The sequence below is a fragment of the Mycobacterium lehmannii genome (assembly GCF_001499925.1).
Lineage (GTDB): Bacteria > Actinomycetota > Actinomycetes > Mycobacteriales > Mycobacteriaceae > Mycobacterium > Mycobacterium lehmannii.
This window is the reverse complement of sequence record NZ_LQIR01000030.1, coordinates 1-24,761: the sequence shown is the minus strand read 5'-3', so window position 1 is coordinate 24,761 and position 24,761 is coordinate 1. Positions and strand designations below refer to the sequence as shown.

At 67.3% G+C, this 24,761-nt stretch carries 32 protein-coding genes; 15 read left to right on the top strand and 17 right to left on the bottom strand.

Annotated elements, in window-relative coordinates; all coding sequences use genetic code 11:
* Positions 1 to 12 precede the first annotated feature (12 nt).
* The 6 genes from typA to AU192_RS16375 form a co-directional block, all read right to left on the bottom strand.
* Entirely contained in the window at positions 13 to 1,914 is a 1,902-nt protein-coding gene (gene typA, locus AU192_RS16395) for a translational GTPase TypA (protein WP_064398004.1), read from the bottom strand.
* A gap of 74 nt (positions 1,915 to 1,988) precedes the next feature.
* A complete protein-coding gene (locus AU192_RS16390) occupies positions 1,989 to 2,525 on the bottom strand; it encodes a NifU family protein (protein WP_064398002.1) in 537 nt (178 codons plus the stop codon).
* A gap of 1 nt (position 2,526) precedes the next feature.
* Positions 2,527 to 3,138: a nucleoside recognition domain-containing protein gene (locus AU192_RS26220; RefSeq protein ID WP_341271753.1), complete on the bottom strand. Its 612-nt coding sequence runs from the start codon at positions 3,136 to 3,138 to the stop codon at positions 2,527 to 2,529.
* Positions 3,139 to 4,467, bottom strand: coding sequence for a FeoB small GTPase domain-containing protein (locus AU192_RS16385; protein ID WP_341271752.1), 1,329 nt, complete (start codon positions 4,465 to 4,467; stop codon positions 3,139 to 3,141).
* On the bottom strand, positions 4,464 to 4,724 hold the full coding sequence (locus AU192_RS16380; protein ID WP_064398027.1) for a FeoA family protein: 261 nt from the start codon (positions 4,722 to 4,724) through the stop codon (positions 4,464 to 4,466). Before AU192_RS16380 ends, AU192_RS16385 begins: the two co-directional genes overlap by 4 nt.
* 94 nt (positions 4,725 to 4,818) lie before the next feature.
* A complete protein-coding gene (locus AU192_RS16375) occupies positions 4,819 to 5,025 on the bottom strand; it encodes a hypothetical protein (RefSeq protein WP_064398001.1) in 207 nt (68 codons plus the stop codon).
* Between the two features lie 122 nt (positions 5,026 to 5,147).
* Here AU192_RS16375 and AU192_RS25490 point away from each other — a divergent pair, with 122 nt between their 5' ends.
* A complete protein-coding gene (locus AU192_RS25490) occupies positions 5,148 to 5,315 on the top strand; it encodes a hypothetical protein (protein ID WP_120275678.1) in 168 nt (55 codons plus the stop codon).
* Positions 5,316 to 5,402: 87 nt separating this feature from the next.
* Here AU192_RS25490 and AU192_RS16370 read toward each other — a convergent pair whose 3' ends face one another.
* The gene (locus AU192_RS16370) at positions 5,403 to 5,792 is read right to left on the bottom strand and encodes a (deoxy)nucleoside triphosphate pyrophosphohydrolase (protein WP_064398025.1); all 390 of its coding nucleotides are present in this window, start codon (positions 5,790 to 5,792) and stop codon (positions 5,403 to 5,405) included.
* A gap of 39 nt (positions 5,793 to 5,831) precedes the next feature.
* On the opposite strand from AU192_RS16370, the gene AU192_RS16365 reads away from it, so the two are divergent.
* Positions 5,832 to 6,116: a 4a-hydroxytetrahydrobiopterin dehydratase gene (locus AU192_RS16365; RefSeq protein ID WP_064398000.1), complete on the top strand. Its 285-nt coding sequence runs from the start codon at positions 5,832 to 5,834 to the stop codon at positions 6,114 to 6,116.
* On the opposite strand, the gene AU192_RS16360 is transcribed toward AU192_RS16365, so the two are convergent.
* The gene (locus AU192_RS16360) at positions 6,094 to 7,254 is read right to left on the bottom strand and encodes a mannosyltransferase (protein ID WP_064397994.1); all 1,161 of its coding nucleotides are present in this window, start codon (positions 7,252 to 7,254) and stop codon (positions 6,094 to 6,096) included. The genes AU192_RS16365 and AU192_RS16360 overlap by 23 nt on opposite strands.
* 178 nt (positions 7,255 to 7,432) lie before the next feature.
* On the opposite strand from AU192_RS16360, the gene AU192_RS16355 reads away from it, so the two are divergent.
* Positions 7,433 to 8,002: a hypothetical protein gene (locus tag AU192_RS16355; RefSeq protein ID WP_064397992.1), complete on the top strand. Its 570-nt coding sequence runs from the start codon at positions 7,433 to 7,435 to the stop codon at positions 8,000 to 8,002.
* Positions 8,003 to 8,064: 62 nt separating this feature from the next.
* Positions 8,065 to 9,069 (top strand): Rv1157c family protein, encoded by a 1,005-nt coding sequence (locus AU192_RS16350; RefSeq protein ID WP_064397990.1) that lies wholly within the window; start codon positions 8,065 to 8,067, stop codon positions 9,067 to 9,069.
* 178 nt (positions 9,070 to 9,247) lie between these two features.
* Here the strand turns inward: AU192_RS16350 and AU192_RS25145 are convergent, their stop codons facing one another.
* The gene (locus AU192_RS25145; RefSeq protein WP_066808023.1) at positions 9,248 to 9,394 is read right to left on the bottom strand and encodes a DUF1059 domain-containing protein; all 147 of its coding nucleotides are present in this window, start codon (positions 9,392 to 9,394) and stop codon (positions 9,248 to 9,250) included.
* Between the two features lie 47 nt (positions 9,395 to 9,441).
* Here AU192_RS25145 and AU192_RS16345 point away from each other — a divergent pair, with 47 nt between their 5' ends.
* Positions 9,442 to 10,110: a nitroreductase family protein gene (locus AU192_RS16345; RefSeq protein WP_064397988.1), complete on the top strand. Its 669-nt coding sequence runs from the start codon at positions 9,442 to 9,444 to the stop codon at positions 10,108 to 10,110.
* On the opposite strand, the gene AU192_RS16340 is transcribed toward AU192_RS16345, so the two are convergent.
* Positions 10,091 to 10,903, bottom strand: a complete 813-nt coding sequence (locus tag AU192_RS16340) for an alpha/beta hydrolase (protein WP_064397986.1) — start codon at positions 10,901 to 10,903, stop codon at positions 10,091 to 10,093. The genes AU192_RS16345 and AU192_RS16340 overlap by 20 nt on opposite strands.
* 142 nt (positions 10,904 to 11,045) lie before the next feature.
* Between AU192_RS16340 and AU192_RS16335 the strand changes: the two genes are divergently transcribed.
* Positions 11,046 to 11,426, top strand: a complete 381-nt coding sequence (locus tag AU192_RS16335; RefSeq protein WP_064397985.1) for a recombinase family protein — start codon at positions 11,046 to 11,048, stop codon at positions 11,424 to 11,426.
* On the opposite strand, the gene AU192_RS16330 is transcribed toward AU192_RS16335, so the two are convergent.
* Complete coding sequence (locus AU192_RS16330) at positions 11,423 to 12,001, bottom strand: HhH-GPD-type base excision DNA repair protein (protein ID WP_064397983.1); 579 nt, start codon at positions 11,999 to 12,001, stop codon at positions 11,423 to 11,425. The two genes, AU192_RS16335 and AU192_RS16330, sit on opposite strands and share 4 nt — an antisense overlap.
* A gap of 111 nt (positions 12,002 to 12,112) precedes the next feature.
* Here AU192_RS16330 and AU192_RS16325 point away from each other — a divergent pair, with 111 nt between their 5' ends.
* From AU192_RS16325 to AU192_RS16315, 3 genes are read left to right on the top strand one after another with little or no spacing between them, the layout of a single operon-like run.
* Positions 12,113 to 12,463, top strand: a complete 351-nt coding sequence (locus AU192_RS16325; protein ID WP_064397980.1) for a DUF485 domain-containing protein — start codon at positions 12,113 to 12,115, stop codon at positions 12,461 to 12,463.
* Positions 12,460 to 14,091, top strand: a complete 1,632-nt coding sequence (locus AU192_RS16320) for a solute symporter family protein (RefSeq protein WP_064397978.1) — start codon at positions 12,460 to 12,462, stop codon at positions 14,089 to 14,091. The genes AU192_RS16325 and AU192_RS16320 overlap by 4 nt, the downstream gene beginning before the upstream one ends.
* Positions 14,092 to 14,148: 57 nt before the next feature.
* On the top strand, positions 14,149 to 15,372 hold the full coding sequence (locus AU192_RS16315; RefSeq protein WP_082695035.1) for an MFS transporter: 1,224 nt from the start codon (positions 14,149 to 14,151) through the stop codon (positions 15,370 to 15,372).
* Here AU192_RS16315 and AU192_RS25485 read toward each other — a convergent pair.
* Both AU192_RS25485 and AU192_RS16310 read right to left on the bottom strand, forming a co-directional pair.
* Complete coding sequence (locus AU192_RS25485) at positions 15,369 to 15,536, bottom strand: DUF5302 domain-containing protein (protein WP_094289178.1); 168 nt, start codon at positions 15,534 to 15,536, stop codon at positions 15,369 to 15,371. The two genes, AU192_RS16315 and AU192_RS25485, sit on opposite strands and share 4 nt — an antisense overlap.
* A gap of 42 nt (positions 15,537 to 15,578) precedes the next feature.
* The gene (locus tag AU192_RS16310) at positions 15,579 to 16,022 is read right to left on the bottom strand and encodes a PPOX class F420-dependent oxidoreductase (protein ID WP_064397977.1); all 444 of its coding nucleotides are present in this window, start codon (positions 16,020 to 16,022) and stop codon (positions 15,579 to 15,581) included.
* A gap of 30 nt (positions 16,023 to 16,052) precedes the next feature.
* Between AU192_RS16310 and AU192_RS16305 the strand changes: the two genes are divergently transcribed.
* Genes AU192_RS16305 through AU192_RS16295 form a run of 3 tightly spaced genes read left to right on the top strand, consistent with a single transcriptional unit; the run spans position 16,053 to position 18,276 of the window.
* Complete coding sequence (locus tag AU192_RS16305; protein ID WP_064397975.1) at positions 16,053 to 16,889, top strand: class I SAM-dependent methyltransferase; 837 nt, start codon at positions 16,053 to 16,055, stop codon at positions 16,887 to 16,889.
* Positions 16,889 to 17,410 carry a DUF1697 domain-containing protein gene (locus tag AU192_RS16300; protein ID WP_064397973.1) on the top strand — a complete coding sequence of 174 codons (522 nt, stop codon included), beginning with the start codon at positions 16,889 to 16,891 and terminating at the stop codon, positions 17,408 to 17,410. Before AU192_RS16305 ends, AU192_RS16300 begins: the two co-directional genes overlap by 1 nt.
* 59 nt (positions 17,411 to 17,469) lie before the next feature.
* Positions 17,470 to 18,276 (top strand): class I SAM-dependent methyltransferase, encoded by an 807-nt coding sequence (locus AU192_RS16295; protein ID WP_064398019.1) that lies wholly within the window; start codon positions 17,470 to 17,472, stop codon positions 18,274 to 18,276.
* Between the two features lie 10 nt (positions 18,277 to 18,286).
* On the opposite strand, the gene AU192_RS16290 is transcribed toward AU192_RS16295, so the two are convergent.
* The gene (locus AU192_RS16290) at positions 18,287 to 18,652 is read right to left on the bottom strand and encodes an Rv1152 family transcriptional regulator (RefSeq protein ID WP_064427771.1); all 366 of its coding nucleotides are present in this window, start codon (positions 18,650 to 18,652) and stop codon (positions 18,287 to 18,289) included.
* A 36-nt stretch (positions 18,653 to 18,688) separates the two neighbouring features.
* On the opposite strand from AU192_RS16290, the gene AU192_RS16285 reads away from it, so the two are divergent.
* Complete coding sequence (locus tag AU192_RS16285; protein ID WP_064397970.1) at positions 18,689 to 19,402, top strand: NAD-dependent deacylase; 714 nt, start codon at positions 18,689 to 18,691, stop codon at positions 19,400 to 19,402.
* Positions 19,403 to 19,502: 100 nt separating this feature from the next.
* Positions 19,503 to 20,357, top strand: a complete 855-nt coding sequence (locus AU192_RS16280; RefSeq protein ID WP_064397968.1) for a DUF559 domain-containing protein — start codon at positions 19,503 to 19,505, stop codon at positions 20,355 to 20,357.
* A gap of 54 nt (positions 20,358 to 20,411) precedes the next feature.
* On the opposite strand, the gene AU192_RS16275 is transcribed toward AU192_RS16280, so the two are convergent.
* Genes AU192_RS16275 through AU192_RS16265 form a run of 3 tightly spaced genes read right to left on the bottom strand, consistent with a single transcriptional unit; the run spans position 20,412 to position 23,987 of the window.
* Positions 20,412 to 21,050 carry a class I SAM-dependent methyltransferase gene (locus AU192_RS16275; protein WP_064397966.1) on the bottom strand — a complete coding sequence of 213 codons (639 nt, stop codon included), beginning with the start codon at positions 21,048 to 21,050 and terminating at the stop codon, positions 20,412 to 20,414.
* Complete coding sequence (locus AU192_RS16270) at positions 21,031 to 21,708, bottom strand: TetR/AcrR family transcriptional regulator (protein ID WP_064397965.1); 678 nt, start codon at positions 21,706 to 21,708, stop codon at positions 21,031 to 21,033. The genes AU192_RS16275 and AU192_RS16270 overlap by 20 nt, the downstream gene beginning before the upstream one ends.
* A complete protein-coding gene (locus AU192_RS16265; protein WP_064397963.1) occupies positions 21,705 to 23,987 on the bottom strand; it encodes an MMPL family transporter in 2,283 nt (760 codons plus the stop codon). Before AU192_RS16265 ends, AU192_RS16270 begins: the two co-directional genes overlap by 4 nt.
* A gap of 153 nt (positions 23,988 to 24,140) precedes the next feature.
* Here AU192_RS16265 and AU192_RS16260 point away from each other — a divergent pair, with 153 nt between their 5' ends.
* Positions 24,141 to 24,683: a DoxX family protein gene (locus tag AU192_RS16260; RefSeq protein WP_064397961.1), complete on the top strand. Its 543-nt coding sequence runs from the start codon at positions 24,141 to 24,143 to the stop codon at positions 24,681 to 24,683.
* Positions 24,684 to 24,761 lie beyond the last annotated feature (78 nt).

Sequence of the window (24,761 nt, the reverse complement as noted above, 5' to 3'; positions counted from 1 at the left end):
CGACCGTCGGTTTCAGCCGCGGGCCTTCGCGCGCGCCTTGGCCCTGGCGCGCAGGCTCGCGTTCAACTCCACCTTGCGCACGCGGACGACCTCGGGGGTGACCTCGACGCATTCGTCTTCGGCGCAGAACTCCATGGCTTGTTCCAGGGTCAGTTCCAGCGGCCGGGCCAGGGTTTCGATGACGTCGGCCGTCGAGCTGCGCATGTTGGTGAGCTTCTTTTCCCGGGTTACGTTGACGTCGAGATCCTCGGCGCGCGGGTTGATGCCAACGACCTGACCTTCGTAGGTGTCCTGGCCGGGCTCGACGAAGAACTGGCCGCGGTCGGCGAGCTGGATCATCGCGAACGGCGTGATCTGACCGCTGCGGTCGGAGACGAGCGAGCCGCTGTGCCGGGCGCGGATCTCCCCCGCCCACGGCCGGTAGCCGTCGAAGACGGCGTTGGCGATGCCGGTGCCGCGGGTGATAGTCAAAAAGTCGGTGCGGAAACCGATGAGCCCGCGGCTCGGCACGACGAAATCCATCCGCACCCAGCCCGCGGCGTGGTTGGTCATGTCCTCCATGCGGCCCTTGCGTGCGGCCATCAGCTGCGTGATGGCGCCGACGAACTCCTCGGGACAGTCGATGGTCATCGCTTCGTACGGCTCGTGCAGCTTGCCGTCGATGGTGCGGGTCACGACCTGCGGCTTGCCGACGGTCAGCTCGAAACCCTCGCGGCGCATCTGTTCGACGAGCACGGCCAGCGCCAGTTCGCCGCGGCCCTGCACCTCCCACGCGTCGGGCCTGCCGATGTCGACCACCTTGATCGACACGTTGCCGACCAGTTCCTGGTCCAGGCGGCTTCGCACCATCCGCGCGGTGAGCTTGTGGCCGGACACCTTGCCCGCCAGCGGTGAGGTGTTGGTGCCGATGGTGACCGAGATGGCCGGCTCGTCGACGCTGATGCGCGGCAGCGCGTGCGCGTGGTCCGGATCGGCGAGCGTGTCGCCGATCATGATCTCGGGCATGCCTGCGACGGCGACGATGTCGCCGGCGATGGCCTCGTCGGTCGGATTGCGTTCGACGCCGACGGTGGCCAGCAGCTCGGTGATCTTGGCGTTCGTGACGACCGGTACTCCGTCGACCTCGCGCATCCAGGCGACCTGCTGGCCCTTGCGCAGCTTGCCGTTGTAGATGCGGATCAGCGCCAGGCGGCCCAGGAACGCCGAGGCGTCGAGGTTGGTGACCAGCGCCTGCAGCGGGGCCTCGGGGTCCCCGGTGGGCGGCGGGATGTGCTCCATCAGCACGTCGAACAGCGGGTCGAGGTTGGTGCCGTCCGGGTTCTCGCCGTTGGCGGGCTCGGTGGTGCTGGCGATGCCGGCCCGGCCCGACGCGTACAGCGTCGGCAGGCCGAGCGCCTCCTCCGCGGCCTTCTGCGCTTCTTCGTCGAGGTCCGATGCGACATCGAGCAGCAGGTCGTGGCTGTCGGAGACGACCTCGCCGATCCGGGCGTCGGGGCGGTCGGTCTTGTTGACCACCAGGATCACCGGCAGATGGGCGGCCAGCGCCTTGCGCAGCACGAAGCGGGTCTGCGGCAGCGGCCCCTCGGACGCGTCGACCAGCAGCAGCACACCGTCGACCATGGACAGCCCGCGTTCGACCTCGCCGCCGAAATCGGCGTGTCCCGGGGTGTCGATGACGTTGATGACGGTCACGTTGCCGTCGACGTGATGCCGGTGCACCGCGGTGTTCTTGGCGAGGATCGTGATGCCTTTTTCCCGCTCCAGGTCGCCGGAGTCCATGATGCGCTCGGTGGCGTCGTCACCACGGTGTGTGAGCGCGCCCGACTGACGCAGCATGGCGTCGACCAGGGTCGTCTTCCCGTGGTCGACGTGTGCCACGATGGCGACGTTTCTGAAGTCAGGCCGCGAATTCACTTCGGAATTGTCGCAGTGCTCTCGGTCAATCACGAAAACGAGAGACGTCCGTCACTCATGCGAGAAGTTCGTCGTTATTGCGCTCGTCTGTTGCGGGCGAAGGTCAGCCAGGTGCGCCGCTTGGGTGCTGCGCGCACCTCGCGGATCTGCGGATAACGTGTCTGCACCGCGTCTGCGAGCAGGTCGTTGAGGGTGCGGCCGCGCAGCGTGCACCCGGCGCAGGCACCGCCGAAGTCGACCGTGACCACGCCGTCGACGACCGACTCGACGGTGATGCTGCCGCCGTGCGCACCGGCGATGGGAGCCACTTCCCGCTCCACGAGTTCGGTTATGTGACGGCGCAATTCGTCCGCAGAACTCGGTCCGGGGGTGGGCGCCGACAGCGCCAGGAACAAGGCCGAGCGCACCCGCGGGCCGTCCACCGACCACGACCGGTCCTCGGCCAGTCGCGTCCGGACTTCACCGGGCGCGATCTCGACGTGCCGCAGCGTTCCGTCGGCGAGCAGGGCGCCCAGTTCCTGGCAGTCGTGCGGCAGTTCGCGGCCAGGGGTGACCCACCGGATCAGGTGGGGATCGGACGTGCTCTCCGGATGCAACGGCGGGGCCGACATTTCAACCCGTCAGCCATGTGGCGACCTGGTGGGCGATGAACGCCGCGGCCCAGGCGAGCACGAACATGTAGACCCACGCGATCGCAGGCCATCTCCACGAGTTCGTCTCACGACGGATGGTGGCAACGGTCGACATGCACAGCAGCGCGTAGACGAAGAACACCAGCAGCGAGATCGTCGTCGGCGCGACGAACAGCAGCTCGCCCTGGTGCGGGCCTGACGTGTAGACCGCCGTCTGGACCGCGTCGACGGGGCTTTCCGGATCGCCCGCGGCGAAGATCTGCCCCATGGTCGCGACGAACACCTCGCGGGCGGCCAACGCCCCGATCAACCCGACGCAGATGCGCCAGTCGAAACCCAGTGGCGCGAACAGCGGTTCGATGAACTTGCCCAGGCCCGCGGCGTAGGAGTTCTCCACCACATGTGACGCCGCTGCCGACGGATCCATGCCCACGATCTCGCCGGTGCGCGGCGGCAGGTTCAGCAGAAACCACAACACGATAGACGTGGCGAGGATGATCGTTCCGGCCTTGCGCAGGAAGGCTTTCGCCGAGTCCCACATCGTCAGCGCGACCGACTTGACGGAGGGGAACCGGTACGGCGGCATCTCCATCTAGAAGGGCAGCATGTCGCCGCCGAGGAGCACCGACTTGAACAGCCACGCGGTGAACATCGCCGACGCACCGCCCAGTACGTAGAGCCCGAACATGACCAGGCCCTGCACCGAGAGCGGGCCGACGCGCGCCTGGGAGTCGACGAGCAGGCCGATCAACAGGATGTAGACCGGAAGCCGCGCCGAACACGTCATCAACGGCGCCGCCATCGTGGTCGCGATCCGGTCGCGCGACGACGGCAGTGTGCGGGTGGCCATGATCCCGGGCACCGCGCAAGCCACCGACGACAACATCGCGACGAACGCGCGCCCCTCCAAGCCCGTGGTGGCCATGATGCGGTCGACCAGGAACGCCGCCCGCGACATGTAGCCGACGTTCTCCAGCAGCGCTATCAACAGGAACAGCAGCACAATCTGAGGGATGAAGACCAGCACCGCGCCGACGCCACCGACGATGCCGCCGCTGAAGAGTCCCGACAGCGTGGCGTTGGGGATGATGTCACCGACCGTTGGGCCGAGCCAGCCGAAGAACTGCTCGATGATGTCTTGCAGCGGCGCCGCGAAAGTGAAGATCACCTGGAACAACAGGAACATCACCGCGACGAAGGTCAGCGACCCGAACACCGGATGCAGCAGCACCTTGTCGATGCGTGCGCTGCGGCGGTCGGGTTCGGGCAGGCGGTAGCGTCCGGCGTCCAGAAGCGACGCCACCCAGCTGTTGAACTCCGCGTCGTCGCGCGGCGGCGGGACGGGGATGCGAGACCAACTCTCGGGTGCCGCCAGCAGAGCCCGCAACGGTTCGAACCCCTTGCCGCGGCTGCCGATGACGCCGACGACCGGCACTCCCAGCGCGGCGGCGAACTGATCGATGTCGAGATGCCCACCGCGGGAGGCCAATTCGTCGGTCATGGTCAGGATCACCATTGTGGGTTTGTCGACCGACAGCGCTTGGGCCACCAACGCCAGAGACCGTTCGAGCACGGTGACGTCGACCACGACGGCCAACGCGTCGGGCGGGGTGATGTCGAGCTTTCCGGCCAGCAGGTCGGCGACGACCTGCTCGTCCGGGCTGACGGGGTGCAGGCTGTAGGCGCCGGGAAGGTCTTCGACGGTGTACTTGTGAACGCCGTGCTCCTCGCAGCGGAAGCGCCCGGTACCCACATAGCGGGAGACCGTGACACCTGGATAGTTTCCGGTGCGGGCCCGCAAGCCGGTGAGCTGATTGAACACGCTCGTCTTACCGGCGTTGGGGCTGCCGACCAGCGCGATGCGGACCTGGTCGGGATCGGTGGCGACGGTGCCGCCACCCTGGTGACAGGCGCTCGTCATGAGGCGCGCGAGGCTTCGGACACCTCGATATAAGCGGCTTCATGCCTGCGCAGGGCCGTCTCGTATCCGAGCAGCCGGTACACCGCGGGGTCGCCCAGCGGTGCGGTCCGCAGCTTCGCCACGGTGGTGCCGACCCGAAAACCGAGGTGCCGCAGGCGTTGTGCGACATCCGGCGGGGCTTCCTGGCTGAGCGTGATGATCTTGGCCGCGCTGCCCGAGGGCAGGTCGGCCAGGGTGCGCCTCGTCGCTACGGTCATCGCACTGTCCGCCTTCACCTTCGTGCCCGCGAGCAGGCCACCTTAGGGTTGCCAATGCTAAACGCAAACTCGGGCTTTCGCGGTGAAGTGCGAATCAAGGACTGGTTGTGGTCTCCGTGAACGACGGGTGCACGTTGTATGCCGGCGGGGTGTCACCAGGCCCGTCCACGCGGTCGACGACCACCATCGCCACCAGCACCAGCAGCGCCGCAACGGCCAACCCGACGACCGATGCCGCCACCACGGTGCCCGTCCGGCCACGACGCCGGGGTTCCGCGTCGCCCGGGTGCTCGTCGGTCATAGCCGCCGATACTACGGTCGCTTCGACGCAGGCGCCTGAACAGGCGCGTCAGCGGATATGCCACGATGGCAACGTCGCGGTGTCTGACACCCGTTGTCGTCGGAAGTGGAGCCAGAGGTCACGTGAAGCCCAGTAAGCTCGCCGACCTCAAGCCGAAGAAGAAGTGCTGCCGCAGCAAGCCTCGCTGCAAGCGCTGCCCGGTCGTCGTCCACAAGGTGCGCAAGGCAGAACGCAACGGCATCCGCGGCAAGGATCTCGTGAAGGTCATGAAGCGGGCACGGCGAAGCTGATCGCCGCCAGCAACTGCACTTTTGACGTAAGCGAAAGTCCGACGCGTACAACAGTTCCGCGGTGTTGTCCCCTACGGAGTCGACCGGCTACCCGCCCAGTTCTCGCCTCAGCGCGGCCACCCATGCCCGGTCGGCGGGCACCCATGCGACGCCGTCGAGTTCGTCGAAGCTGATCCAGCGCAGGGCGCGGTGGTCGTTGGGGTGCAGGGTCCCGCCGGTCTGGGTGACGCGGTAGGCGCGCAGAACCGTGGTCGCTGTCAGTGCGACGTCGTCGCCGATCCGCGCACCGATGTCGACGACGACGCCCAACTCCTCGTGCAATTCGCGGGCCAGCGCGGCTTCGTCGGTCTCCCCGGCGGCCACTTTGCCACCGGGCAGTTCCCACAGCCCGGCGAGTTCTGCGGGCCGGTCGCGTTGGGCGACGAGCAGCAAGTCCTCGTTGATGAGGGCGCCGGCGACGACGATCTGGTTCGACATCTGGTTCGACACTGCGACCGAAGGTATACCGTCGAACCCATGGCTGTGTTAACGGACGAACAAGTAGACGCCGCACTGCCCGATCTGCCCGGCTGGGAGCGAGCCGACGGCGCCCTGCGACGCTCGATCAAGTTCCCCGCGTTTCTCGACGGCATCGACGCGGTACGCCGGGTCGGTGAGCACGCGGAGTCCAAGGATCACCACCCCGATATCGACATCCGCTGGCGGACAGTGACTTTCGCGCTGGTGACACATTCCGAGGGCGGCATCACCGACAAGGACGTCGAGATGGCCAAAGACATCAACGGGATCGTCGGCCAGTAGCGGCGATCCAGGCCAGCGTCGCCAGCGTGGCGACGATGTAGATCAACCCCGCCCACGCCAGATACCAGGGTCGCGGGATCACCCAGATCGTCGGCTGCGCGAAGCTCAGCAGCCACGGAACCCCGATCAGGGTCAGGACGAGCCACCCCCACCCGAGCACCCGCGCGCCGAGACGGTCGCTCAACGGCCCGTGCAGCAACCAGATCATCAACGGGATCAGCCACACCCAGTGATGTGTCCACGAGATCGGTGAGAGCAGCAGACCGAACAACTGCACCACGACGATCGCACCCAACCGATCGGAAGCGCCGCCGATCGCGCGCCACGCCACGACCGCCAGCCCCGCCGTCACCGCGATGCCCGCCAGGACCGCGGGCCCGTAACCCGCGTCGTGCCCGAGAATCCGCGATATCCCACCGCGCCACGACTGGTTGAACGACGTGCCGACCGGGCCGACACGATTGGCGTCACCGAGCAGTTCGGTGAAGTAGCGCCGGGTCTCCTCGCCGACAATCAGGGCCGAAATCCCCACGGTCGCAACGAATACGACCGCCGAAAAGATCACCGCACCCCATCGCCGCGCACCGAGGAAGTACAACCCCGAGACCGCGGGCGTCAGCTTCAACCCTGCCGCGACCCCGACCAGCAGGCCGGACAACCACCATCGCGTGCTGTACACCGCATAGAGAACCGCCAGCACGAGCACCACGTTGATCTGCCCGTAGTCGAAGGTGCTGCGCAGCGGTTCGAGCCAGATGCCGACCGCCGTCCACAGCATCGCGGTCCGCCGATCGCCGGAACCCAGGAGCCGCTGGCTGATGCGCACCACGCCGTATAGGGCGGCAATGATCCCGAGTTGCCACAGGAAGGCGACGAGGCCGAACGGCAACAGGTGAAGCGGATAGAACACCACCGCGGCGAACGGCGGATAGGTGAAAGGGAGGGGGAAGTCCGGCGTCTGCTCGGCATAGACGTAGTCGTAGAGCGCGCCGGGTTGATCCAACGTGCCGGCACCTCCGACGTAGACGTGCAGGTCGACGAAGTTCGCGCCGTTGGGGACCAGATAGGTCCACGCCAGTCGTGCGGCGATGCTGATCACCAACAGCACGGGCGCCGCAGCGGCCAGTCGCTCGGCCATCCGCGACGTCGACGGGGCGGCGCTTGTCGAGGTGTCTATCCGCCCGACTCTATCGGCCGGTCACCGAAACCCCTCGCTTGCGTAACGGTTGAGTCACTGCCACACGTGTCACTTGAGTCACATCAGTAACTCCGTAGCTTCGGGCGAAGACGTGCCGACACAACTGATTGGGAGAACCATGCGCAGCACCGGAAAACTGTTCGCGACCACCATGATCGCCGCGGCGGGAGCGGTCTCGGCCGCGCTGGCGCTGAGCGCCACCGCCACCGCCCAGCCCGCGGCGCCGGCGCCCGCGCCCAGCGTGCCGGGGTTGCCGCTTATCCAGCAGTTGGCGTCGAACCCGGCCGCGGCGACGCAGCTCATGCAGGGCTTCACCTCGCTGCTGAACACCGCTCAGGCCCCCGCCGCCCCGGCCGCGACGCCTCCGTCGGCGACGGCGACCGTCACCCTTCCGCAGCCGCCGTCATCGCTGCCCGGTATGCCCGCGGCGCCGGCGGCACCCGCAGCCACGCCTGCGGCCGCACCGGCCAACCCGGCCAACCTGCTGTCCAACCTGCCGACCGGGCTGGCCTCGCTGCTGCCTGAGGGAACGCCGTTGACCGGCCTCCTGCCCGCCGCCGCACAGGCGGCCACGCCGGCGGCCGCCGCACCCGCCGCGGCCGCTCCGGCCGCCGCACCTGCCGCAGCCCCGGCACTGCCCAGCGCGGGCATGGCGCCGCTGCTGATGCCGCTGTCGGCTCTTCCGTGATCCGCGGGGCGACGCCGAACCACCCACTGGCAGACACGACCACTACAACCTCTGAGGGAGCCATGTCAGCTCGAAGGATGTTCGCCAACGTCGCCCTCGCGATCGGCTCATCGGCCACGCTGCTCGCCAGCGGCGTGACCGGTGTGGCCGGCGCCGAACCCGCGCCCCCGGCGCCGATCGACGGCCTGCAGGCGCCCGGACTGACCGCGGTCCAGGGCATCAGCCCGGCGATCCAGCAGGCCGCCGCTGATCCCACGAATGCCGCGTCGACGCTGATGGCCGCGGCCGCGGTGTTCGCCGGTGACGCGGTCGCGCCCACCGAGTCGCGCAATGTCGCGTCGGCGGTCAACCAGTTCGTCGCGCACAATCCCGCACCCGGCGCGGTGCCGGGCGAGCAGGCGCATCTGCCGGCCGGGATCAATCCGGCTCACGCTGTCGGACCCGTACCGGACGCGGTGCCCGCACCCGAGGTGCCGCCCACACCTGCGGCCGCTCCCGCTCCGGCGCCTGCGGCTGCACCGGTGGCCGTTGCCGCGGCGCCCGCACCCGAGGCCGCACCGGCTCCAGCACCCGCACCGGCTCCGGAGGCCGGGCCTGCCCCGGGTCCAGCACCCGCACCGGCTCCTGCCGCCGCGCCCGGCCCCGGCTTCGGCCCGGACGCCCCGCCGACGCAGGACTTCATGTACCCGTCGATCAGCAACGGTTGCCTCGGCGACGGCGGAAACGTACTCGCCACCGCGATTTCGGTGGCCGGGCCCGCGAAGATCCCGACTCCGGGCCCCGGTCCGGGTCAGACCGCTTACGTGTTCACCGCGGTCGGCACGCCGGGTCCGGCTGCCGAGCAGAAGTTGCCGCTCAACGTCACCTGGGTCAACCTGACCACCGGTAAGTCGGGCAGCGCCACGCTGAAGCCGCGCTCGGATATCAACCCCGAGGGGCCGACCACTCTGACCGCGATCGCCGACACCGGCTCGGGCAGCATCTTGTCGACCATCTTCGGACAGGTCACGACCACCGAACGGCAGTGCCAGTTCATGCCGACGATCGGCTCGACGGTCGTTCCGTAACGTCTGCCTCAACCCCCGCGGGCCCACACACACATCCCCGCGAGCGGCCGTGTTGCACCACGACACGCCGCGCCGGCGCGTGCAAATGCGGTCGCTCGCCGGATCAGTAGTCGTCAGACCGACGCTTTGGCTGATTCGCCGGCTCGCGATCGACCATTGCGTCGGTTTGGAATCAGGATCAGTAGGCCATGAAGAGGATCGCGTCCCGGTCGTAATCGCGGCCGGGATGCGACTCGGACAGATGCGCCTGGGCCTTCTCGACCAGGTCCTCCTCGTCCTTACCGACAATCGCTTCGCCACACGGGCAGTTCAGGTGCGTCTTCATATCCCCACCTTCGCATAGGTCGCCACCGACAGGCCCAAGATATAGCCATGGATCTCAACGACGTCATGCGCACGACGGCTGCAGTGCGCGAGTACACCGGCGACCCGCTGCCCGACGACGTCCTCGAGCGCATCCTCGACAATGCCCGCTTCGCGCCGAGCGGCGGCAACCGCCAGGGCACTCGGGTCGTCGTGGTGCGCGATACCGCAACACGCGAGGCGCTGATCGAATGCGCGATACCCGGGGCCAAGCGCTACATCGCGCAGCTGCGCAACGGCGAAAGCCCGTGGAATCCGTTGCATCCCTGTCGGGTTGACGAGCAGACCATCGCGGCGGTCAACGTGCCGAACCAGTCTCCGCTGCGCACCGCCGAGGTGGTGCTGGTGGTCTGCGTCGATCTCGGCGTCGTGGCCGCGTTCGATCAGCACCTCAACCGTGTGGGTCTGGTCGCGGGCGCCTCGGTGTACCCGTTCGTCTGGAACATCCTGCTGGCAGCCCGCAACGAGGGGTACGGCGGTGTGCTCACCACCGCCGCCGTCGCCGAAGAGCCGCGGGTTCGTGAGTTGCTGGGCATCCCGGACAACTACGCGGTCGCCGCTGTACTACCGCTCGGTAGGCCGGTCCGCCAACTGACGAGGTTGACCCGCAAACCCGTCGCCGAGATCGCCACCAGGGAGCGCTTCGACGGAGTGCCGTTCAGAGCCCGCGAGCGGTGAGCCACGCGTCGATGTGGCGGGCTACCTCGGCCCAACCCGATTCGAGCATCATGTTGTGCCCCATATCCGGGAAGATCTCGGCCTGGCCGCCATACGCCCTCGCGGTCGCGTCGACCTCCGCGCGTGTGATCGCGCCGTCGAGTTCCGCGCCAAGAACAAGGACGGGTGTCGTCACGCTCTCGGGACTGGCGATCGGACGGAAGGTGTCGAATGCGACCCGAAGGCTCTCGTTACCGACCAGCGCCGCGTAGCGAGCCACGTCCGATTCGGCGGTGTTCTGCGAGTAGAACAACCCGCGGGCGACGGTCGGCGTATTGTACCCGTGAGCGCCGTCGCCCGTGACCATGTTCCTGAACATCAGCCACGGATGTCGCCGCATCAAGCGCTGCGCGAAGCCACGGCTGCCGTGAACGGACGCGGACGCCAACAAGACGGCCGCCGCTGCGTCGTTGCGCTGGAGATACTTCTGGACGATGAACCCGCCCATCGAGTGGCCGACGAGGATTGGCGCAGCGGGCAATTGCGCAATGACACTTTCGACGTCGTCGATGTAGTCGGTCAGCGAACAGAGCCTGAATCGCTGTGGCACGGCACTGGCACCGTGTCCTCTCAGGCTGACCGCCACTGCGCGATAACCGTTCTCGGCGAAGAAACCGAGGAAGTTCTCCCAGCACCATGCGGCGTGCCAGGCGCCGTGGATGAAGAGCAGCGGTGCCGGATGGCGAGAAGTGGTGCCCTCGTCGAGCACCTCCAGCCCGACCACGCGGATAGGGTCCAGGACTTCGTCAGCCATGGCAAGCAGTGTGCTCCGTCTCGACCCCGGCACAATGCGTAATCCACTACTTCATCTCTCGTTTATCGACGTCCGGTAACGGTTCGGCGCAAACATCACGGCGTCGCTTTCGGGACGACCTGCCTCGTGCGATCTTGGGAACGTGACCTGCACGCTGGGCTACGCCACAGCAAGCACCGCCGAGCAGGGCCTCGAGGGTCAGCTCGCGGCGCTCAACGCTGCAGGTGTCGACCCCCGACGGGTGTTCACCGACCGGCTTTCTGATTCCGCCGACCGCATCGGCGCGGGCCTACACTCCATGTTGAGCTACGCCCGTTCCGGCGACACCATAGTCGTGGTCGCGCTCGACCGGCTCGGCCGTACCGGAACCGAGGTCACCCGCACCATCGCCGAACTCTGCGAACGCGGCCTTCGGCTTCGCACCCTCAAAGAGGGCCTCGACACCGGGACCTCCACCGGCCGCGTCGTCGCATCCGTCATCAAGACGCTGGCCCGCTTGGATTCCGAGGACGCCGCGGTCTAACCCTTTGCGGCCTTGGCGGCTGCCTTCGCCTGCTTCTTGTACGACCGCACCTTCTCCAGCGAACCGGCGTCGACCACGTCGGCCACCGACCGGTACGAGCCCGCCTTGCCGTAGTCGCCGGCGGCCTTGCGCCAACCTTCGGGGGTCACGCCGTACTGCTTGCCGAGCAGAGCCAGAAAGATCTTCGCCTTCTGTTCACCGAACCCGGGCAGGGCCTTGAGCCGACGCAGCACCTCGGCGCCGTCCGGGTCGCCCTCGGTCCACAGCGCGGCCGCATCACCGCCGTAGCGATCGACGATCAACTGCGCCAGCGCCTGTACCCGTTTAGCCATCGAACCCGGAAACCGGTGGATTGCAGGGGTTTTCGAGCACAACTCGACGAACTTCTCGGGGTCGTAGTCGGCGATCTCGCGGACATCGAAGCCACCGAGGCGGTCCGCGATCTTCTTCGGACCTGCGAACGCCGCCTCCATCGGGTACTGCTGATCGAGCAGCATCCCGGTCAACAATGCGAACGGGTTGGATTCCAGCAGCGCGTCGGCCGCGGGATCTTGGACAAGCTGCAGTTTCGCCACGACGCCAGTCTAGATCCGAGGTTTGGGCTTAGAGTTGCCTGGCAATCAGCTGAATGTGACGCGCGTCTCCCGGCTGCGCACACGCAACGACATCTAGATCAGGAGTCGCCCGTGCCCGAGACGCAACGATCATCCTCGGGCACCGCGGTCAGCGGCGACGAATTTCGGGCCGTGCAGGCCAGCCCGGAGTTTCAGGAACTGCGGAGCCGGCTGCGACGCTTTGTCTTCCCGATGAGCGCGGTGTTTCTCATCTGGTATGCCGCCTACGTGATTCTGGGCGCGTTCGCCCACGACTTCATGGCCATCAAGGTGTGGGGCGACATCAACGTCGGCCTGTTGATCGGCGTCGGTCAGTTCGTCTCCACGTTCGTGATCACCGGCCTGTACGTACGCTTCGCCAACCGCGAGCTCGACCCGCGGGCCGAGGCCATCCGCACCAAACTGGAAGGCGGTGCGGTATGACCACCTTGCTGGCCGTGGACCCGAACGTCGGCAACCCCGCCGCCAACATCGGCATCTTCGGGCTGTTCGTCGCGGTGACGCTGTACATCGTGATCCGCGCGAGCAAGCGCAACGCCACCGCCACCGAATTCTTCACGGCCGGGCGGTCGTTCACCGGCCCCCAGAACGGCATCGCGATCTCCGGTGACTATCTGTCCGCCGCCAGCTTCCTGGGCATCGCGGGTGCGATCGCAGTCTACGGCTACGACGGCTTCCTCTACTCCATCGGCTTCCTGGTGGCCTGGCTCGTCGCGCTGCTGTTGGTCGCCGAATTACTGCGCAACGCAGGCAAATTCACGATGGCCGACGTGCTTAGCTTCCGGCTCAAGCAGCGCCCGGTGCGGCTAGCAGCGGCCACCACGACTCTGGTCGTGTGCCTGTTCTACCTGCTCGCGCAGATGGCAGGCGCCGGCGGGCTCGTCGCGCTGTTACTCAACGTCACCAGCGATTTCGGCCAGGCCGTCGTGATCGCTGTCGTCGGTGTGCTGATGATCGTCTACGTGCTGATCGGCGGCATGAAGGGCACCACCTGGGTGCAGATCATCAAGGCCGTGCTGTTGATCGGCGGCACGGCGCTGATGACGGTGTGGGTGCTCGCCAAGTTCGGTGCGAACTTCTCCGAGATCCTCGGCGCAGCCCAGTCGGCCGTCTCGGGCTCGTCGAACGAGGCCGTCGCCGCCCGCGACGTCCTTGCCCCCGGCGCGCAGTACGGCGCGTCGTTGACATCGCAGATCAACTTCATCTCGTTGGCACTGGCGCTGGTGCTGGGCACCGCGGGCCTGCCGCACGTGCTGATGCGCTTCTACACGGTGCCGACCGCCAAGGAGGCGCGCCGCTCGGTGGTCTGGGCGATCGCGCTCATCGGCGCGTTCTACCTGTTCACCCTCGCCCTCGGTTACGGCGCCGCGGCGCTCGTCGGGCCCGACACCATCCTGGCCGCCCCCGGCGGGCAGAACTCGGCCGCACCGCTTCTGGCGTTCGAACTCGGCGGGGTGATCCTGCTCGGCATCATCTCGGCGGTCGCGTTCGCGACGATCCTCGCCGTGGTCGCCGGCCTGACCATCACGGCGGCAACGTCGTTCGCGCACGACATCTATGCCAGCGTGCTCAAGAGCGACCGGGTCAGCGAGAGCGAGCAGGTGCGGGTTTCGCGGGTCACGGTCGTGGTGCTGGGTGTCTTCGCGATCGGACTTGGCGTGCTGGCCGCCGAGCAGAACATCGCGTTCCTGGTCGCGCTCGCCTTCGCGGTGGCCGCGGCGGCCAACCTGCCGACCATCCTGTACTCGCTGTACTGGCCGCGGTTCAACACCCGCGGCGCGCTGTGGAGCATGTACGGCGGTCTGATCTCGACGATCGTGCTGATCGTGTTCTCCCCGGCCGTGTCGGGATCGAAGACCGCGATGCTGCCGAGCGTCGACTTCGCCTGGTTCCCGCTCGCCAACCCCGGCATCGTGTCGATCCCGCTGGCGTTCCTGCTCGGCGCCCTCGCCACCCTGACGTCATCGGACCGGGGCGATCCGGACATCAACGCCGAGTTCGAGGTGCGCTCGCTGACCGGCTTCGGCGCCGAGAAGGCCGTCACCCACTGACTTCAACTGCGCGAAATTGCATTCCAGCAGGCAAAGTACGAGTGACCGCCTGCTGGAATGCAATTTCGGCGCGGAAAGTTGCACCGAGCCGTGACTGAGGCTCCGACCCGCGTGAGCACGCGCTGGGCGTTCCCCCTACTGGCGTACGCATTCGCAGCGATCATGCTCGGCACCACGATGCCGACGCCGATGTATGCCCTCTACGGCGAGCGGATGCAGTTCTCGGTGGTGACCACCACCGTCGTCTACGCGGCCTACGCGGGCGGTGTGCTGTTCGCGCTGTTGGCGTTCGGACGGTGGTCCGATGCGATCGGCAGGCGCCCACTGCTGCTCGGCGGCGTGGTCGCGGCGCTAATCAGCGCCGGGGTGTTCCTGGTCGCGGACTCGGTGCCGCTGCTTGTTGTCGGCCGCGTGTTCTCCGGACTGTCCGCGGGCGTCTTCACCGGGACGGCCACCGCCGCCGTCATCGAGGCCGCACCGCCGCACTGGCGCAGCAGGGCCGCCGCGGTAGCGACCGTCGCCAACATCGGCGGACTCGGGGCCGGTCCGATGCTGGCCGGCGTGCTGGTTGAGTACGCCCCGATGCCGCTACACCTGAGCTTCATCGTGCACATCGTGCTGGCGGCACTGGCGGGCGTGGCGGTGCTGCTGGTGCCCGAGACCTCGCCGCGGTCCGGACGCATCGCGCTGCAGCGGCTGGCGGTACCGCCCGAAATGCGTTCGGTGTTCATCCTCGCCGCGATCGCAGGCTTCGCCGGATTCGCCGTCACCGGACTGTTCGCCGCCGTCGCGCCGTCCTTTGTCACCGAGGTCGTCGGCATCGACAACCAGGCCGTCGCCGGGCTCATCGCCGGCTCGATCTTCGCCGCCTCAGCCCTGACCCAGATCGCCACCAACACCATGCAGCCGCAGCGGGCGCTCGCCATCGGCTGCGCGATCCTGGTTGCGGGGATGGCGATTCTTGCAGTCGCACTTCAACTCTCGTCGCTGATCGGGCTGATCGCGGCCGCCCTGGTGTCGGGCGCGGGACAGGGCATGAGCTTCAGCCGCGGCCTGGCCGCCATCTCCGAACGCAGCCCTGCCGACCGCCGCGCCGAGGTCAACTCGACCTACTTCGTCATCGGCTACGTGGCCATCTCGCTGCCCGTCGTCGGCGAGGGATTGGCCGCCGAGCAATGGGGATTACGCACGGCCGGCGTGAGTTTCGCGGTGGCGGTGGCCGTGCTCTCCGGTATCTGCCTGGCGGCGATCCTGGTCCGCGAAGCGCGCGCGTCCCGCTAGCCGCTCTTGCGGCGGAACTCCCTGCGGTGCTCGACCGGCCCGTGCGTGCGCGGCTGCTTAGCGCCACCGTCCTTGTGGTCGCCTCCACCGGCCGACTTGGCCTTCTTGCGCTCCAGCGCCTCCCGGAACTTGCGCTTGGTGTCGTCTTCCGGTGTCTCAGCCATGAACGGCAGCCTAGCCCGTGGACCGACGGCCGTCGCCTGCTTTTAGCGCTTGCCGGGCGGCATACCGTAGACGTGGCTGATCGGCAGCGTCATCACCACCCGGCGGTCGTCGACCATCGCGCGCCGGTAGTCGTCCCAGTCGGGATGTTCGCCGGCGATGTTGCGGTACAACGCGATCAGCGCCTCCACGGTCTCGTCGTCCGGTGACGCCGCGGGCGGTGTGAGTGCCGCGTCCCCCTCGGCGACCGCGTAGGACCAGCCGTCGTCGGAGCTGACGTGAAGTGAGGCGCGCGGATCGCGCCGCAGGTTGCGGGTCTTGGCCCGCGGTTCGGTGATCGACACCTGGATGGTCAATGCGCGCGAGTCGAAGTAGTACGACACATTCGACAGCTGCGGGCGACCGTCGCGTTTGATGGTCGCCAGGACGCCCAGCGAGTTTCCGCCGATCAGCGCGAGCAGTTTGTCATCGAACACGTGGCGTCCCATGCTCGAAGCCTACGTCTCTACCATCGAGATGTGACCGCTCATGCACCCCGCATCGACGGCAACGTGCTCGAAGGCGTATCCGCGACCGCGCTGTGGACGCTGTACTTCCGCGCCAGCGAAGCCAAACGTTCCGACGGGGTGCTCCGCGACCCGTGGGCGGTCACACTGTTCGACGCCATCGACTACGACTACGGCAAGTTCGGCAGACCCAACCAGTCGCACGCGGTCCGGGCTCTCGCCTTCGACGCCGCCACTCGCGAGTATCTGACCGCGCATCCGAAGGCGTCAGTGGTCGCGCTCGCCGAAGGCCTTCAGACCAGCTTCTGGCGCCTGCAGAGACAGGGCGTCACCGACGAATTGACCTGGTACTCAGTCGATCTCGCACCCATCGTGGCGCTGCGCGAGAAGCTGTTGCCGCACGACGACCGCATCGTCCCGCTGGCGCAGTCAGCGCTGGACCGTAACTGGATGGACCGCATCGACGCGTCGAACGGGGTGTTCATCACCACCGAAGGTCTGCTGATGTATCTGGACGCCGACGACGCGCTCGGTCTGATCCGCGACTGCGCGGCCCGCTTCCCCGGGGGCCGGATGATGTTCGACAACGTGCCGCCCTGGTTCAGCCGACGCACGGTGCGCGGCAAACTGAAGCTCTCCGACCGCTACGTCACCCCACCGATGCCCTTCGCGATGACCCCCGACGAGGCGGTCGCGCTGGCCGGGCGCTTTCCCGGTGTGCGCGCCGCTCACGACCTGCCCATGATTCCGGGGCGTGGACTGTACAAGGTGCTGGCCTCGCCGGTGTGGGACCGCCTCGGCTTCCTGCGCAGAGGCCGGCCCAGCCACACCCTGCTGGAGTTCGGCTGATGACGCGCTACGCCGCTTTTCTGCGGGGGGTCAACGTCGGCGGTGTCAACCTCAAGATGGCTGACGTCGCGAAGGCCTTCGAGGACGCCGGATTCCGTTCGGTGCGAACGATCCTCGCCAGCGGCAACGTGCTGTTCGAGAGCGGGTCGAAGGTCGACGCGGTGCGAAAGAAGGCCGAGAAGGCGCTGCGCGACACGTTCGGATACGACGCCTGGGTGCTGGCCTACCCGATCGACACCGTCGCGGCGATCTCGCGCGCTTACCCGTTCGAGCGCGAGGTCCCCGACCACCACTCCTACGTCACGTTCGTGACCGACGAACAGGTGCTCGACGAGCTCGCCGGCCTGGCAGTTGAGGCGGCGCCCGAGGAGAAAATCGAGCGGGGCGATGGCGTCATCTACTGGCAGGTGCCCAGGGCCGCGACGCTCGAGACCACGATCGGCAAGACCATGGGCAAGAAGCGGTACAAGTCGTCGACCACCACCAGGAACCTGCGGACGTTGGACAAAGTCCTGCGCTAGGTACATTCGAGCAGGTGAGTTCCGAATCGAACGCCGGGTCCGCCAAGGCCGACGCCACCATGTTGACCGGTGTCTCCGAGACCGCGCTGATGACGCTGAACGTGCGAGCCACGGAGGCCCGTCGACCGGACCGACTGATCGACGATCCGATGGCGATCCAGCTCGCCGACTCCATCGACTTCGACTTCTCCAAATTCGGGCTGTCGCGCCGCCAGGACATGGCGGTGCGGGCCCTGGCGTTCGACCGCGAGACGCGGCGCTACCTCGGCGACCATCCTCGCGCCACGGTGGTGGCGCTCGCTGAGGGGCTCCAGACCAGCTTCTACCGCATCGATGCCGCTGATGTGGGACACGAATTTCAGTGGCTCACCGTGGATCTCCCACCGGTCATCGAACTGCGCCGACGTCTACTGCCCGCATCGGAGCGGGTGCGCATGGTGGCCCAGTCGGCGCTCGACTACAGCTGGATGGACCACGTCGACACCGAACACGGCGTGTTCATCACCGCCGAAGGTCTGCTGATGTATCTGCAGCCGGAGGAGGCACTCGGCCTGATCGGCGAGTGCGCGGCCCGCTTCCCCGGCGGACGAATGCTGTTCGAGCTGCCACCGGCGTGGTTCGCCCGGTTGATCAGCCGCGGCCTATTGCGGCCGTCGTTCAGCTATCGCGTGCCGCCTATGCCGTTCCACATGACGCCCTCGCAGGTCGCCAACCTCGTCAACGAGATCCCCGGGATCCGCGCGGTGCACGACATCGCACTTCCGCCTGGACGTGGCAAGGTGCTCAACGCGTTGATGTGGGGGGCTCAGCGACTGCCGTGGTTCGATTCCGTACGGCCGGTCTTCACCCTGCTCGAATTCGGCTAGCTCCCCGAAATCAGCCGAACGCCGCTTCCACATACCGCAGCGCGTCGTCCCTGCCGACGCCGAGCGCCTTGGCGGCCGACACGAACGTGTTCGCCGCGGTGGCCATCGCTCCGTCGACGGGATCCGCATGTGCGACGAATGTGCCGAAGCGGCCGCGGGTTTCGAGGATCCCCGCCGCCTCCAACTCGCGGTAAGCCCGCGCCACGGTGTTCACCGCGAGGCCGAGCTGGCCCGCCAACTCGCGCACCGTAGGCAGCCGTGTTCCCGGCGGCAGCCTGCCGTCGCGCACACCGTCGATGATCTGCGTTCTGAGCTGGTCGAATAAGGCCCCCGACGAGCGCTGATCGATGCGTACCCAATCCCCCAACCCGGCCACGTGCTCAGTATCGCCCACAGCGGCTAGTTTGGTCATGTGCAAGTGACGGTCCTCAGCGGTGCGGGCATCTCGGCCGAAAGCGGGGTGCCGACGTTCCGCGATGTCGAAACCGGACTGTGGGCGAAGGTCGACCCGTATGAAATCTCCAGCTCGGACGGGTGGCGGGCACACCCGGAGAAGGTGTGGGCGTGGTATCTGTGGCGCCACCGCATGATGAGCGCGGTGCAGCCCAACGACGGCCACCGGGCCGTCGCCGCCTGGCAGGACTACGCCGACGTGCACGTCGTCACCCAGAACGTCGACGACCTGCACGAGCGAGCGGGCAGCAAGAACGTCTACCACGTGCACGGGAGCCTGTTCGAGTTCCGCTGCGATCGCTGCGAGGAAACGTATTCCGGTGAGCTACCCGACATGCCCGAACCCGTGGAGACCGTCGACCCGCCGCGATGTGTGTGCGGCGGGCTCATCAGGCCCAACGTGGTCTGGTTCGGCGAGGCGCTGCCCGAGGACGCATGGCAGCGATCGGTTGAGGCGGTCAGCGGCGCCGACCTGGTGATCGTCGTCGGCACCTCGTCGATCGTCTATCCCGCGGCGGGCCTACCCGAGATCGCACTTGCCAACGGCATCCCGGTCATCGAGGTCAACCCGGAACGCACACCGCTGTCCGACTCCGCGACGGCGTCCGTGCGCGAGACGGCGGCCAGCGCACTGCCGAACCTGCTGCAGCGACTCCCGGCCCTACTCGGATAACTTCGGCTTTTGTGTGCGTTTCGTTGCGCTGATCGCGACTGAACGCACACAAATCGCAGTGCGTGGAACCGAATAGGCGGCTGAAGCGTCCGAGTAGATCGTGCTGGATGACTATCTGCGTCGGCACGACGGGGTGATAACTCTCGCCCAGGCGGAGCGATGCGGACTGAGCAAATATGCGATCGGGAGACGCGTGAGCGCAGGACGGTGGCGACGCTGCTCACCGGGTGTGTATTTCGTCGACGACCGGCCGTTCACCGATGCCGCCCGGGTGAGGGCCGCAGTCTGGGGCTATGGAACCCACGCGACAGCCAGTGGATTGGCCGCGGCGTGGTGGCACAGCCTGACGCGGTTCGCGCCCGAGGTCGTCGAGGTGACCGTGCCCAGAAACAGCCATCACCCCCGCCGCACCGGCATACGGATACGGCGCCGTGACTTGACGCGGGTAGACGTGATCGAACGAAAGGGATTGAAAGTAACCGAATTGGCGCTGACGGTCGTCGAAGCAGCGGTCCGCGATCGCGACGGTATCGTGCTGATGGATTCGGCCCTGCAGAGCCGTGTCGAACTGCAAGACCTATGGCGAGCGCATCTGCGAAACAAGGGCCGATACGGATCGCCAGCCGCCGGACGAATGCTGCGGGCGGCGTCGGACGGTGCCCGATCGGCCGCCGAACGGCTGCTCGTACGATTGCTGCGGGACGCCGGCATCACCGGTTGGCGCACGAACTATCCGATCAGTGGGTACAAGGTCGACGTCGCCTTCCGCGTGCAGAAGGTTGCCGTCGAGGTCGACGGCTGGGCATTCCACAGCGATGCAGAGGTTTTCGTCAAAGATCGCAATCGTCAGAACAAGATCGCACTACTCGGTTGGAAAGTCCTGCGCTTCACGTGGTTGGACCTCACCCAGTATCCCGAGCGAGTGATCGCGGAGATCCGACGAGCCGTCGCCTAGCCTCAGCGATTTGTGTTCGCTCTGGTGCGCTGACCGCCCCCGAACGCACACAAATCACGAAGGCCTGATCGCGCGGCCGATCGCGAACTCGGCGACGGGCAGCGGCAACCACCTCGGCATGGTCCATTCCCGCCGGGCGCCCTCGACCTCGAAACCCGCCCCCACGATGCTCTGCTCGGTGTGGCGGTGGGTGTGGCAGTTCCCGAACAGCCGCGGCCACACCGTCGCGTCGGCGATTCTCTGCAGCCGCCCGCGTCCGCCGTCGCTGGCGATGTGCTCGAGATAGCGCAGCTCACCGCCCGGCCGCAGCAACGAAAGCAACTGTCGCAGAACCGTATCCGAGTCGTCGATCGAACACAGGACCAGCGAGCAGACGATCGCGTCGAACGGCTCGCTGCCCGCAGCGGCGAAGTGCTCCACCGTGTCGGCACTGACGGTGACGGGCACCCGGGCCCCCACCGCTGCGCGCCGGGCGTGTTCGGCCAGACGGCGTTCGGGTTCCACGGCCACCACCTCGCTGACCGTGTCGGGGTAGAACTCGAAGTTCGTTCCGGTGCCCGCGCCCACCTCGAGTACCCGACCGGAGAGGCCGGCGAGGTTCTCCTGGCGGAGTTGCCGGATGGCGTCGGTCTCGTGGGTGGACATCGCCGTCCACAACCGAGCGAAGAACGGGTTATCGACCGTGCCTGACATGTAGCGCCCCTTTCAACTGTGCGACGGCTTCCGGTGGCCTGTCGAGGTCAACGGCGCCTCGGGCGATCTGACCGAAGCACACGGCCGCCAGCACCCGGTCGGCGAAATCCTCGACATCCCCCCACGGTAGATACGGCTTGGAGATCAGCATCGCAGCGACCCCGTGCGCGACGGTCATCAACTCCAACGCCGTCGCGGTCGAGTCCCCCGGCGGGTAAGTGCCCTCCGCCATCAGCCCCTCGACCGCCGCGCGCAGGTGGACGAATGCCGAGCTGTTCAACGCGATGTCCACATCACTGCCCGGCCGGCTGTCTCCCATCGTCGCAATGCGGTACAGCTCAGGTGTTTTCATCGCGAACCGGACATACGCCAGCCCTTGGGCACGCAGCACCTCGATGGTCGACGGCTGTCCTGCCGCCACACTTTGCATCTCCTCGTCGAGCTTCTCGAAGTACCGTGCGCACACCGCGTCGAGCAGGGCGTCCTTGTCGGCGAAGTGCAGGTAGATCGACGGCGGGGTCACCCCGACCCGCTGCGCCACCGACCGGATCGACACCTCTTTCGCGTTGCCTGACTCGAGCAGCAGATCGGTGGTGGCGTCGAGGATTTCGTCGCGCAGCTGCTCTCCGGACCCCCGCGGAGCGCGTCGCCGTTTCATCGTGTGCCCGCCGGTTCGACCGAGCCCTCACCCGCGGTGCGCGACGGTTCGGCGGATTCGCGCAAGCCGATCCGTTCGTGCAGCCTCGCCAGCGGCTTGGGCGCCCACCAATTCCACCGGCCGAGCAGATGCATGAACGCCGGCACCAGTCCCATTCGCACCAGTGTCGCGTCGGCCAACACCGCCAGCGTCAACCCCACCCCGAACATCCGCATGAACGACACCTCCGCGGCGATCAGCGCGGCGAACGAAATCGACATCAGCAGCGCCGCCGCTGTCACCACGCGGCCGGTCCTGGCCAGGCCGAGTGCCACGCTCTCGTCGTTGCGGGCACGAGCGGACATCGCCGGGTCCTTGCCCAACTGCAGCCAGAACTCGCGTATGCGCGAGACCAGGAAGACCTCGTAGTCCATCGACAGCCCGAACGCGATGCAGAACAACAACACCGGCATGTTCGCCACCAAGGTCCCCGTCGGCGTGGTGCCAAGCGCGCCGAGATGACCTTCCTGGAAGATCCACACCAGCGCACCGAATGCGGCCGTCAGCGATAAGACGTTGAGTATCAACGCCTTCACCGGCAGCACCACGCTCCCGGTGAGCAGGAAGAGCAGCACGAACGTGATGGCCCCGATCACCCCGAGCACCAGCGGCAGTCGCGATGTGATCGCCGAGGCACTGTCCCGGTTCACCTGCGCGGTGCCGGTCAGGAGCACCGGAACATCGGCGGGAGTGCTCACGGCCTCCAGCCGGTCGAGCTGCGCTTCGGAGGCATCGCTGTACAACGGCGCCTCACTGGCCACCGTGAGAAACGCGCTGCCGTCCTTGACGCCGGTCGCGGCCGACGGCGGCCCGACCGGGTTACCGTCGACGAACGTGCCGCCGGGGGCCGACACCGACGACACGTCGGCAACCCGCGAAAGATCGGCGGCGTAGCGGTCCACCATTGCGGGCGTGATCCCCTTGGTGTCCGGTATGACGACGGTGACGTTGCGGGCCGCGTCGACGGCGAAGTCGTTGCGCAGCTCGTCGCCGACCTGGCGCGCCGATGCGGACTGAGGCAGCACCCGCTCGTCCGGGAACCCCCAACGCGCGTTGAGGAACGGCGCGCCGAGCACCAGCAGCAGCGTGACGATCGCGAGCCCAATCGGAAGCGCCCGGCGCATCACGACTTTCGTGCAGCGGTACCAGAACGACTGCTCGACGGGTTTGCGAACCGGCTCCGGCCTGCCGAACAGCCGTCGACCGAACCGCCGCACATCCAAAGAGTCCAACCGGTCGCCGAGCAGCACGATCGCCGCGGGCGCCACGACCACCGCGGCGACCGCCGCAAACGTCACCACCGCGATTCCCGCGTATGCGAACGACTTCAGGAAGTACATCGGGAACAGCACCATCGCGACCATGGACAGCGCGACCGTCATCGCCGAGAACAACACCGTGCGCCCGGCGGTCACCATCGTGCGCACCAACGCCGAGTCGGGTTCCACGCCATCGGCGAGCTCGTCGCGATACCGGCTGATGATCAACAGCGTGTAGTCGATGGCGAGCGCCAAACCCATTGCGACCGTGAGGTTCATGGCGAAGATCGAGACGTCGGTGAGGTAGGTGACGCCGCGCAGCACCGCCATCGACCCGAGGATCGCGAAACCACCGATGGCCAACGGCAGCGCGGCGGCGAGCAGGCCGCCGAACACCCAAACCAGCGCCACGAAGCACAGCGGGATCGCGATCGCCTCCATCTTCAGGAGGTCTCTTTCGCTCTGCCCGTTGATCTGCACGTAGATCATGGCCTCGCCACCGGCGCGCACGGTGACGCCGTCGCGGTCGTGCACGAGGCGCTCGGAGAGTGCCTTGGCATGCTTCTGCGCGGCGCTTTCACCGCCGGTGATGCCGGCGACGATCAACCCGGTCTTTCCGTCCTCGCTGACGAGCGCGGGCGCGGCGGTGGGCGGCGCGCTCCACAGCGAGGTCACCCCGACGACGGACGGTGCGGCCCGCAGTTCGGCGGCCAGCTCCTCGCCGACGGCGCGCGCGGTCGGGCTCTGCGCGCCCTCGTCGGAATGCACGCTGAGAATCAGCTCCATGTCGCCCTGACCGAACTTGTCGACCAAGAGCTTTGTGGCCTTCGCCGACTCCGAGGTCGGGTCCTGGAAGCCGCCCGCGGAAAGGTGCTTGGCGACGGGGATACCGAATATCCCGCACGCGACCATCACCAGAACCGCTATCGCGATGATGCGCCGAGGCGCCGCTATCGCCAGATGTGCGATTCGTTGCAGCACTCGGTGTCCTCTCGGCTCTGGACTAACGTCGGTAACTTAACAACGGTAAGTCACAAGCGTCAACGCTCCTGCCGGACACACGACTCACGGACCCGCCGCGTTCACTGCGATTCTTCGCGATGAGTTGCGGCGTTCCTGGTAGTCGTAATCGACATGACGACGACAGACTCGGCGACCGCCGCCACCACCACGCGCGACACCGCGATGGACATCGGCCTGTTCATCCTGAGAATCGGTGTCGGCGCGGCCATTCTTCAGGCCGGCCTCATCAAGGCCTTCGACTTCGGCACCACGGTCGGTTTCATGGAGTCCGCCGGGTGGCGGTTGCCGGGGTTGGCCGCGTTCATGGTCACCGCGGCCGAGACGCTCGGTGGCCTTGGACTCATCTTCGGTGCGCTGACGCCGTTGGCTGCGTGCGCGGTGATCGCGGCGATGGTCGACGCCTGGGCCGTCAACGTGTCGCAGTCGGCTTTCTGGTCCGAACCGTTCAACGTGCCGTTCCTGATCGGCGTCGGCGCCGCTGCGCTGTTGTTCCTCGGAGCGGGCGCGTACGCGGTCGACGCCAAGGTGTTGGGCCGCGTGTCGTGGGGTCGGCGCGTAGCCGTCGGCCTGCTGGTCGTGGCATTCGCGGCCGCGATCCTGACCTGGGTTGCGCTGCTCGGCACCAACCCCATCCACTTCACCGCCAGGGCCTAGCTGTTCTTCGCGGGCAGGTTGTGAACGTCGAGGCGTTCGATAGGTGACTTTCCCTTGATGCCGGTGTGGGGTCGGTGG